The 6323-nt window shown below is 51.2% G+C and carries 7 protein-coding genes and 1 pseudogene; 7 read left to right on the forward strand and 1 reads right to left on the reverse strand.

Annotated elements, in window-relative coordinates; all coding sequences use genetic code 11:
- Nucleotides 1–156: 156 nt before the first annotated feature.
- Nucleotides 157–732: an ANTAR domain-containing response regulator gene (locus BR83_RS0112215; protein ID WP_027357315.1), complete on the reverse strand. Its 576-nt coding sequence runs from the start codon at nt 730–732 to the stop codon at nt 157–159.
- A gap of 203 nt (nt 733–935) precedes the next feature.
- On the opposite strand from BR83_RS0112215, the pseudogene BR83_RS0112225 reads away from it, so the two are divergent.
- From BR83_RS0112225 to BR83_RS0112260, 7 genes and pseudogenes are all read left to right on the forward strand, one after another.
- Nucleotides 936–1223, forward strand: a pseudogene (locus BR83_RS0112225) (P-loop domain-containing protein); the annotation flags it as partial.
- A gap of 635 nt (nt 1224–1858) precedes the next feature.
- Nucleotides 1859–2149 carry a UPF0175 family protein gene (locus BR83_RS0112235; RefSeq protein ID WP_027357317.1) on the forward strand — a complete coding sequence of 97 codons (291 nt, stop codon included), beginning with the start codon at nt 1859–1861 and terminating at the stop codon, nt 2147–2149.
- A complete protein-coding gene (locus BR83_RS0112240; protein WP_027357318.1) occupies nt 2133–2615 on the forward strand; it encodes a PIN domain-containing protein in 483 nt (160 codons plus the stop codon). Before BR83_RS0112235 ends, BR83_RS0112240 begins: the two co-directional genes overlap by 17 nt.
- Before the next feature lie 258 nt (nt 2616–2873).
- Nucleotides 2874–3047, forward strand: coding sequence for a hypothetical protein (locus BR83_RS17330; RefSeq protein ID WP_169736940.1), 174 nt, complete (start codon nt 2874–2876; stop codon nt 3045–3047).
- On the forward strand, nt 3044–4648 hold the full coding sequence (locus BR83_RS0112250; RefSeq protein ID WP_027357319.1) for a recombinase family protein: 1605 nt from the start codon (nt 3044–3046) through the stop codon (nt 4646–4648). The genes BR83_RS17330 and BR83_RS0112250 overlap by 4 nt, the downstream gene beginning before the upstream one ends.
- Nucleotides 4641–5483 carry a hypothetical protein gene (locus BR83_RS15900; RefSeq protein ID WP_242839672.1) on the forward strand — a complete coding sequence of 281 codons (843 nt, stop codon included), beginning with the start codon at nt 4641–4643 and terminating at the stop codon, nt 5481–5483. Before BR83_RS0112250 ends, BR83_RS15900 begins: the two co-directional genes overlap by 8 nt.
- 251 nt (nt 5484–5734) lie before the next feature.
- Nucleotides 5735–6025 carry a sugar diacid recognition domain-containing protein gene (locus BR83_RS0112260; RefSeq protein WP_027357320.1) on the forward strand — a complete coding sequence of 97 codons (291 nt, stop codon included), beginning with the start codon at nt 5735–5737 and terminating at the stop codon, nt 6023–6025.
- Nucleotides 6026–6323: the final 298 nt, after the last annotated feature.

Raw genomic sequence — 6323 nt, forward strand, 5'->3', positions numbered from 1 at the left:
CAGGCCCTGCACAATCTCACAGGCCTGAATCAGGACGCCGTTGCCCTGAAAACACCCTATACAAGTGTTATTATAACAGGATGCCGCAGGAGATCAATAGTTGACTTAATTAAAATACTGTATACAATCAATTGGCTTCCCCAAAAAGCATATCATCTATTTCTCCAGGGTCCTGATAATCTCCCGGGCCAGGCGGGAGATGGGAATGCAGCGATCCATACTCAGTTTTTGCAGGTATTTATAGGCCTGCCGTTCCGTCATTCCTTTTCTTTCCATGAGCAGGCCCTTGGCTCTTTCCGTCAGCTTGCGCTCTTCCAGGGTTTTACGCAGGCTGGTTACCTCTTTTTCCAGCCTTATAATTCTTTCAAAGGAAGCCAGGGCCGTTTCAACGGCCGGAACCACCATTTCTTCCTGCAGCGGCCTGGAGAGTACGCCGTAAATACCGGGCAAGCGAACCAGCTCGGCCACATTATACTGGTGCAGGTCGGCCGTCAGCAGCACCGGTGCCACGTGATGCTCCTCGATAATGCCGGCCACATCCATGCCCTCACTGCCGGGGAGGCGGTATTCCAGGATTACCAGTTCCGGGGTGGTTTGAAAGACCAGCTGCAGCAATGACCGGCTGTCCTGCGTTTCCCCGATCACCATGTATCCCGCATGGCGCAGGGTTTCCTTAAGCCGGGCACGAAAATCCCTGTCGCTTTCGCCAACAACAACCCGGATCCTGTACAAACGGACCACACCCCAGTTTTTCGTCACTGAATAAGATTATAACACGGCTAAAAAGCAGGAAACCAGCGACTCGTAAATGGCCACGGGCTCCTGCTCAAATTTATACGGCCCGGAACAGCCTGCGGCACGGGAGCAGAACATTGTCATTTTTGGTCGCCGGCGAGCATATATTTCCCCAAAAGCACTGCAGGGGGGTAGTCATATTGAGTAAAGGCAGGCTGAAAAAAGTTTTCCCCGGGGGGAACACCTGGAGGGGATTTCACTCCTTTTACGATTATATCATCGAGCCCGACGCCACCCGCATCTTTGTTATCAAAGGGGGACCCGGCGTCGGCAAATCCACTTTTATGCGCAAAATCGGCGAAGAAATGCTGGAACGGGGGTACGACGTGGAATTCCACTGCTGTTCTTCGGACAACGGCTCGCTGGACGGGGTGGTTATCCCGGCCATCAGGGTGGCCCTGCTGGACGGCACCGCCCCCCACAGGGTCGTGTCTATCCAAGAAACAGCGGACAAGCCTTCGAAGTAGTGGTTTTTAAATAAGGTTTGCGGCGTCCACCTTGGTCCACTAGCGTCTGGTAGACGTCAAAACCCCGCCGGAGCAATTCAGCTATGATAACGTATTCCTGCCGTTTGCCGAATGAGGCGGTGCTGCGAAAAGTGCGGCCTTCACGTCCAGTATTTCTCACGGATTTTCACCCCTTCCAAGGACAGCTCTCGTAAGCTCCTGGACTTCCCCCGCTGGGGTTTCGAAGAGGCGCCGCAATTCGGAATTAATTCCAGTATAAGGTCTTCTCCAGGGCAATAAGCCCTTCCATGCCCTCAATTGGCCTGCCAACCATAGGTACCTGTCGAGTTCCCGGGTGGTCACGGGAAAATCCAGGGCATCCTTCAACGCTGAAAAGCCCGCCGCAAACTGCTCATACGAAAGCCCTTCCCTGCCCTTCCCATTCAAATGGTATGTGAGCATCTTAACCGCATACGAGTCGTAAATCGGGAATTGATTTTGTTACGATTTTTTCGAGGTGACAATATCACAGATGGATTATAATAAATATAAAGTTGAGGACGTGTATCTCTTATGGTATGATTTTACCAAAGTTGGTATTACCGGGAGGCGATAAAATGCCGGACCAAACTATAAGGATTGAACTCGAGTTGCCAAAAGAACTGTTCATCAAAGACCGGGAATCGGCTCAACGGATAAAAATGGAGGCCTTGAAGAGGCTGGCGGCAACCTTTTACGCAGATGGGAGTTTATCCCTGGGCAAGGCGGCGGAACTGGCCAACGTTTCCAAACAGGAATTCCTCGATTTCTTGGCCGCACATAACATTCCTCTCAACTATGATCTCGACGAGCTAGAGGAAGACTTGGCGACCGTTAAGGGGTTTTTGCAAAATGAAAGTGGTCTCTAACTCAACACCACTTATTGCTTTAGCCCGGATTAAGCAAGTAAACCTCCTGCATGCCGTATTTGGACGAATTATTATTCCTCAAGGTGTATACAATGAAGTGGTATTACAGGGAACTGAACTTCCCGGTGTGAAAGAAATCAGAGAAGCTACCTGGATCGAGACCCTCCAAGTACAAAACGCTCTGGCGGTTTCCTTACTTAGAACCGACCTTGATCGGGGAGAAGCGGAAGCCATCGTTTTAGCCAAGGAAGTTAAGGCGGATTATCTTTTAGTTGATGAGAAAAAAGCCCGACGTATCGCCAGAAACTCGGGCTTAAGGATTATGGGTACCTTAGGCGTTGTGGCGCTTGGTGTAAAAAAGGGGTTATTGCCTGCTATTGACCCAATCCTCGATAGCCTGGAACAGAATGGGTTCCGCTTTAGCGAAAGGGTAAGAACAAAAATTAAGGAAGAAATTAGGAAATAAACTGACGGCGGAAACTTATACCAGACCCTTCACCAGCAAGGTGAAGGGGTTTTTATTGTCTCCGTCTCAAAGGCCCAAGGCTTAGAAATGGTAATTATTTCTCCCCGGGTCGTCCATAGACACCTCCAGCATAAACTGAATTAATGAAAAAAGTGCAGTTATTTGCTTGATAATTGGAATCTGCTTCGAGGTACCGGCAGGCTTAGAGGTGGAAGGGTTTTTGCCCGGCCACCGGGCCTTAATAGGAGGTGGGGGGCCATGGCAAAGCGGGAATTTGAGGTGATCATAACCCGCAGCGGCTCCCAGGATGAACGTGAACAAGCCTACCGGGAAGCGATTCGCTTTCTTCTGTTCCGCCTTCCTGAACAGAGCAGGAAATTCTCGCAAGCAAGTCAAAGTAAAGTTACGCTGAAGGAGGGACAGGGAACGTGAGCGCTGCACTTGTTTATCTAAGGGTTTCCACCGAAGAACAGGCCGAACGCGGCTATTCCATTGCGGCGCAGCGGGAAGAATGCAGGGCCAAGGCCCAGGAATTAGGCGCAACTGAAATAACAGAATTTGTAGACGAAGGGGTCTCGGGCTCAATCTTAGAGCGCCCCGCCCTGGTGGCAGCACTGGAAAAGCTTAAGGCCGGCGGCATCCGCTGGTTTATTTGTTTAGATACCAGCCGTTTGTCACGCAGCGTGGCACACCAGCTTTTATTGATTGATGAGATTAAAAAAGCAGGAGCGGAGCTGATTTTTGTCAACTCCAAGTTTACCGACACCCCTGAAGACCGCTTTCACTTAACTGTACTTAGCGCGGTTGACGAGTATGAACGGGCCAGGACCAGGCTCCGCTCCTTAATTGGCAAAAGAGCCAAGGCAAAAACCGGGAAACTTACTCACAGTCCTGGACTTTACGGCTATGGATTTGATAAAGAAACAGATACCCTTCATATTATCGAAGAAGAGGCTAAAATTATAAGACTTATGTATCAATGGTTCACTTCTGAAGAAGACGCCAGTCCTTATGAAATAGCGCGGCGATTAAATGCCATAGGCATCCCTAGTCCCAAAGGCAAACAATGGGCCAAACAAACGATCAAACGTATTTTAGCCAACAGCGCTTATGCGGGCATCCTGTATATCCGCCGCTATGATACTAAGGACGTCAAGTTCAATAAATATAAGCCGCCTGAAGAAAGGGTAAGCCGAAAAGAAAGGCCCCGCGAAGAGTGGGTCCCTATTTCTGTCCCCGCCATTGTTGATAAAGAGACCTGGGAGGCAGCCCAAAAGCGTTTTGAGAACTCTCGAAGGCGCTGGCGCAGCTTCAGCACTTACCCTTATCTTCTTTCGGGCCTTGTACGGTGCGGAAAATGCGGCGCGACTATACACGGGAATCTTGTTACGTCAAAAGGAAAGAAGAGGGCTTATTACGTCTGCACCGCGAAATCGCCAGGCATACCGGGCCGGGAACGCTGTAAATCCCAATATCTTAATGCTCCGGAATTAGAAGAAATCGTTTGGGAAAGAGTCTCCGGTTGGCTGACAAATCCGGAAAGGCTTCGCGCAGAGCTGCACGCCGCTTTCCCTGACGAGACTGCCAAAGCTTTGGAAATCGAGCTTGCCACCATCGAAAAAGAATTGGCTCAAGCCTCCAAAGAACGGTCACGGGTAGCGACCATGTTCCAAAAAGATTTAATACCGGAAGTTGAAATGGAACAGCGGCTGAAGGAGATAAAAGAGCGCTGGGAGTACCTGTCGCGCCGCCGGGAGCGGATTTTCAGGGAACTTTCCCGGCACGACCTGGCGGCGCAGGAAATGGAACGGTTAGAAGAGCTTGCTGCCCGGGTCGGAGATGCTCTCGACACTCTTTCTCTTGAAGAGAAAAAGCGCCTGGTTAATCTCTTGATTGAAGAGATTACTGTTACCGGGAAGCGCATTGACATCAAAGCCAAAATTCCCGACACTATACCCGAAAACGTAGCCATTCTCGAAACTGCTGCTACGGGTAATAGTTTCTACGGCAGACACGACACTGCACGTGGTTGACCCCAAAAACCCGGGAGCGGTGGATGAAATTGTGCACCTGGGGGATCACTGGAACGAGGAAGGCCTGCGGGCACATAAAAAGGAAATCCTGGCCTTAAACCAGGAAATAGGACGGCTCTTTAAACGGGCCTACAGCTACCTGGCCGCCGCCCACATCTTTTTGGAAGAAGTGCGCAGCTATTACCGGGAAACGGGCGCCTTCAATGTGGGGGCCTTTGATAAGCTGTCCCTCGATCTGACCCATGAAATTTTTGCCGGGCGGGAGCGCCAGACAGATAACCCCAGAGCCCGCCACCTTTTTGCCACAGCCATTACCCCCGACGGAACGGTGAGCTACCTGGACACTATCGTTGGTCACTTAAAGAAACGTTATATTATCAATGGTGATGATGGTACGGGCAAGACCACCCTGGTCCGGCGGGTCATGGACGCTGCTCTCATGCGCGGGTTCGACGTGGAGGCTTATCACTGCGCCCTGGACCCCTCCCGGATCGAGCACCTGGTGATACCCGGGCTGGACCTGGCGGTGGTCAACTCCGTGGAACCCCATTATTACAAGCCCCATAACGGCGATACGGTGATAGATACCATGACCTGCGTCCGGCCCGTAACCAGCGAGGCACTGCAGGCTGAAAGGGATACCGCCCGGGAGCTGTACCGGCGCTGCATGGAGGAAGCGGTGGAGTTTATCTACCGGGCGAAAAAGGTACATGATGAGGTGGAAGCATACTACATCCCGAACATGAATTTCCAGGACATCGAAGCCCGCAGGCAAAAGGTGCTGGCCAGAATCCTGGAACTGGCCCAGGAGGTCAACGGCAAGCAGGGAAGTTAATGACAGATTTGTATAACCCCAAAGATGGCCCGTCACGGGCCGCTTTTTTCGGCTCTCGAACACCCGGGTACCGGGTGAGGCAGTTCAACCGGAGTCTTTAAACCGAAGCGTTTTAAAAATCCCCTCAAGGAATTTCTGATTTTGCCGAAAAGTTTTCTAGGATTGGTCAGATCATCAGGTTGCTGGAATCTTAAGAAGGTTATTCTTCAGCTGGTTTACAACAAAAAAGATTACTTCAAGAGGTGATATAAATGGAATTACGGCTGGATGTCGCCAGGCAAATTACCGAGTTCATTTACCAGGAAACGGGTCACCACACCATTGTTTGCGACCGGACCGGGACCATCATCGCCGACTCGGCTGAAGCACGTTTGGGAACGGTGCATAAAGGCGCCCGGACCATTCTCACTTCCCCCGTCGATGAGTACAGCGTAACCAGCGAGGAAGCCGCCGCCTCGGGCGGGACCATGAAGGAGGGCTTTAACCTGGCCATCAAGGTAAACGGGGAAAAAATCGGCACCTTCGGAATTGCCGGCTGTTGATTGTCAATAGAATTGACCCACTATGTGCAAATAAAATTGACCCACTGGAGAACAAAAATAACCAGCATTGATCCCCCTGATGAGACGAAAATTTTGCCTGGCTCGCTTCGCTCGGCCTTGACAGGAACCGGCAGCAGCCGGTGCAGGAATACACGGGCGAGGCGACGGCGATGGGGAGCATGATGGAGGTAAGGAACCGCCTCGCTCCAATCCATTGTACCGGCTGCTTCCACCTGTCAAGGCAGGCAAAATTTTCGCATTTCAAAGGGGAGCTCAGCTCAAGCTCAAAAGAGCATGA

Origin of the sequence: Desulfofundulus thermocisternus DSM 10259, assembly GCF_000686645.1 — a bacterium.
Lineage (GTDB): Bacteria > Bacillota > Desulfotomaculia > Desulfotomaculales > Desulfovirgulaceae > Desulfofundulus > Desulfofundulus australicus.

Excerpts from the sequence above, each read along its gene's own strand:
- BR83_RS17330 (WP_169736940.1), top strand. The coding sequence starts at position 2,874 with ATGGCAAAGCGGGAATTTGAGGTGATCATAACCCGCAGCGGCTCCCAG.
- BR83_RS0112240 (WP_027357318.1), top strand. The coding sequence starts at position 2,133 with ATGAAAGTGGTCTCTAACTCAACACCACTTATTGCTTTAGCCCGGATT.
- BR83_RS0112235 (WP_027357317.1), top strand. The coding sequence starts at position 1,859 with ATGCCGGACCAAACTATAAGGATTGAACTCGAGTTGCCAAAAGAACTG.
- BR83_RS0112260 (WP_027357320.1), top strand. The coding sequence starts at position 5,735 with ATGGAATTACGGCTGGATGTCGCCAGGCAAATTACCGAGTTCATTTAC.